At 47.6% G+C, this 3,898-nt stretch carries 2 tRNA genes and 2 rRNA genes; all 4 read right to left on the bottom strand.

Annotated elements, in window-relative coordinates:
* Positions 1-19 precede the first annotated feature (19 nt).
* Positions 20-131, bottom strand: a 5S ribosomal RNA gene (gene rrf, locus ABIC84_RS27440).
* A 276-nt stretch (positions 132-407) separates the two neighbouring features.
* A 23S ribosomal RNA gene (locus tag ABIC84_RS27435) occupies positions 408-3,287 on the bottom strand.
* Between the two features lie 242 nt (positions 3,288-3,529).
* Positions 3,530-3,606, bottom strand: a tRNA-Ala gene (locus tag ABIC84_RS27430).
* Positions 3,607-3,688: 82 nt separating this feature from the next.
* Positions 3,689-3,763: transfer RNA gene (locus ABIC84_RS27425), tRNA-Ile, on the bottom strand.
* Positions 3,764-3,898 lie beyond the last annotated feature (135 nt).

Genomic DNA, 3,898 nt, shown 5'->3' with positions numbered 1-3,898 from the left:
CACTATTGAAAGTGATAAAGGGTGGCACCGACCTACTCTCCCACGTTTTACCGCAGTACCATCGGCTCTGGCGGGCTTGACTTCTCTGTTCGGAATGGGAAGAGGTAGACACCGCCGATATAGGCACCTGAATATTTTTAAGTGTGTGGTTGATTATGTGAGCCGTGAGTGGTTCTTGTCTGATTGCTTATATCATGGTAGTTTTCCAACTACTCACCTAATCAACCATTCACCATTCACTATTTTTCACTTGCCACAAACATGACATATTATTGAAAGAAGTGATTGAAGTTAAGAGAAAACAACAGCATTGTTGTTCATTATCTGTTTTGTTTCGGATGAGTGATCAATATCTTGTTCATAGTCTTGCAACTACTCTCTCAATCAACCACTCACCTTAATCCTTCACGAAGAAAGCTTCGGGCAATTAGTATTACTCGGCTATGATGTCACCACCTTTATACCTGTAACCTATCAACGTAGTAGTCTCCTACGACCCTCAATGGAAGTCTCATCTTGTGGCTAGTTTCGCACTTAGATGCTTTCAGCGCTTATCTATTCCCAACGTAGCTACTCTGCAGTACACCTGGCGGCATAACAGATTCACCAGAGGTTAGTCCAACCCGGTCCTCTCGTACTAAGGTCAGCCCCACTCAAACTTCCTACGCCCACAACAGATAGGGACCGAACTGTCTCGCGACGTTCTGAACCCAGCTCGCGTGCCACTTTAATGAGCGAACAGCTCAACCCTTGGGACCTTCTCCAGCCCCAGGATGTGACGAGCCGACATCGAGGTGCCAAACCTCCCCGTCGATATGAGCTCTTGGGGGAGATCAGCCTGTTATCCCCAGCGTACCTTTTATCCTTTGAGCGATGGCCCTTCCATGCAGAACCACCGGATCACTATATCCGTCTTTCGACCCAGCTCGACTTGTCTGTCTCACTGTCAAGCAAGCTTATGCTATTGCACTCCGCGTACGGTTACCAAGCGTACTGAGCTTACCTTTGAAAGCCTCCGTTACCTTTTTGGAGGCGACCACCCCAGTCAAACTACCCGCCAAACAATGTTCTCCACATTGCAGAGTTAGACACCAAATACAGAAAGGGTGGTATTTCAACGTTGACTAACCAACTCCTAGCGAAGCTGGATCACAGTCTCCCACCTATCCTACACATCCTGTATCCGATATCAATGTTAAGCTATAGTGAAGGTGCATGGGGTCTTTCCGTCCCGTTGCGGGTAACCGGCGTCTTCACCGATACCACAATTTCACCGAGCTCATGGCTGAGACAGCGCCCAGATCGTTACACCATTCGTGCAGGTCGGAACTTACCCGACAAGGAATTTCGCTACCTTAGGACCGTTATAGTTACGGCCGCCGTTTACTGGGGCTTCGATTCAATGCTTCGCCTTGCGACTAACATCCCCTCTTAACCTTCCAGCACCGGGCAGGTGTCAGGCCTTATACGTCATCTTGCGATTTTGCAAAGCCATGTGTTTTTGTTAAACAGTCGCCTGGGCCTTTTCACTGCGGCTGACATTGCTGCCAGCGCCCCTTCTCCCGAAGTTACAGGGCCATTTTGCCGAGTTCCTTAGCCATGATTCACTCGAGCACCTTAGGATTCTCTCCTCGACTACCTGTGTCGGTTTACGGTACGGGTTTTTATTACCTGAAGCTTAGCGGGTTTTCTTGGAAGTCTGATTACCTGAACTATCACATCCCCCGAAGGTTCTGTGTACTATCAGCTTTCAGCAAAGTCTGCGTACTTAACTACAAACTCTATACCTACAGCCTTTAACGAACTATTCCGTCAGTTCGCGTCAGTGTCACTACTCCGTCACCGCATCGCAGTAATAAAAAGTACTGGAATATTAACCAGTTGTCCATCGGCTACGCCTGTCGGCTTCACCTTAGGCCCCGACTAACCCTGATCCGATTAGCGTTGATCAGGAAACCTTAGTCTTTCGGTGGGCGGGTTTCTCTCCCGCCTTATCGTTACTTATGCCTACATTTGCTTTTCTATTCCCTCCACAGTCAGTTACCTTCCTGCTTCGCCGGATAATAGAATGCTCCCCTACCAGTCATATTAATATGAATCCATAGCTTCGGTATACTGCTTGATGCCCGTTTATTATCCATGCCCGATCGCTCGACTAGTGAGCTGTTACGCACTCTTTAAATGAATGGCTGCTTCCAAGCCAACATCCTAGCTGTCTGTGCAATCGGACCTCGTTAGTTCAACTTAGCAATAATTTAGGGACCTTAGCTGATGGTCTGGGTTCTTTCCCTCTCGGCCATGGACCTTAGCACCCATAGCCTCACTCCAGCGTATATTATAAAGCATTCGGAGTTTATCTGGATTTGGTAGGATTTGACTCCCCCGCACCCAATTAGTAGCTCTACCTCTTTATAACTCAACCGCCAGGCTGTTCCTAAAAACATTTCGGGGAGTACGAGCTATTTCCCAGTTTGATTAGCCTTTCACCCCTACCCACAAGTCATCCGGAAACTTTTCAACGTTTATCGGTTCGGTCCTCCAGTACCTGTTACGGCACCTTCAACCTGCCCATGGGTAGATCACAAGGTTTCGCGTCTACCTCCCCTGACTATACGCCCTTTTCAGACTCGCTTTCGCTTCGGATCCGTGTCTTAAACACTTAACCTTGCCAGGGAAGAGTAACTCGTAGGCTCATTATGCAAAAGGCACGCCGTCACGGTGTTAACCGCTCCGACCGCTTGTAAGTACACGGTTTCAGGTTCTATTTCACTCCCCTGTTCGGGGTTCTTTTCACCTTTCCCTCACGGTACTGGTTCACTATCGGTCTCTCAGGAGTATTTAGCCTTACCGGATGGTGCCGGCAAATTCCCACAAGGCGTCTCCGACCTCGCGGTACTCAGGATACCACTATCCTATCATTCATTACCCGTACGCAGCTCTCATGCTCTATGGCAGGGTTTCCCACCCCCTTCCGGTTCTTCTTGATATTCATGTTGTGGTCCTACAACCCCTGCTATGCCGTAACATAACAGGTTTGGGCTTCTTCCATTTCGCTCGCCACTACTCTGGAAATCACTATTGTTTTCTCTTCCTCTGCTTACTTAGATGTTTCAGTTCGGCAGGTTAGCGCATTTATGCAATTAGTCTTCAACTAATTAGGTTTCCCCATTCGGAAATCTGCGGATCAATTCATATTTGCTAATCCCCGCAGCTTATCGCAGCTTATCACGTCCTTCTTCGCCTCTGAGAGCCAAGGCATCCCCCGTGTACCCTTTCTTACTTTCTTCTACTCATGCGCCTTTTGCGCCGCATGGTATGTCTTTATTTTAGTCCGCCGTTCGACAGAGTCAAGAGTTCAGGAGTCAGGAAGCAAGATTACTCTTGTTTCTTTATTCTTGTAATCTTGGTTCTCAATCAAACAACTTCCTATCTGTTGTTTTCTCTTGTTTTCAATTACTTCTTCCAATATGTCAAAGAACGTTAGTTTTCATCTGTAGCGTAACCTATATTATAGTTACTGTAGAATACTTGGTGGAGAATAACGGATTCGAACCGTTGACCCCCTGCGTGCAAGGCAGGTGCTCTAGCCAGCTGAGCTAATCCCCCTTTCAGATGAGTGGGCAGTGGTTAGTTTACAGTGGCAATTAATTACTGCTGCTGCTACTTCTTACTGCTACTTCCCCTTGTGTAGTCCCGAGCAGATTTGAACTGCTGACCCCTACATTATCAGTGTAGTGCTCTAACCAAGCTGAGCTACAGGACTATTTGTTTTTAGTTGCAGTTATCAGTTGCAGTTTGCAGGACTTTTCTGCCTACTGCTGCTGCCACTGCTTACTGCCACTTGTCCTGTGCTTACTTGCGTTTGCACATTCCACAGATGGCTTCATCTTCTGGGTTT

It is taken from the genome of Mucilaginibacter sp. 3215, from assembly GCF_050433785.1.
In the GTDB taxonomy this organism is placed as follows: Bacteria; Bacteroidota; Bacteroidia; order Sphingobacteriales; family Sphingobacteriaceae; genus Mucilaginibacter.
This window is presented reverse-complemented; position numbering and strand designations above follow the sequence as displayed.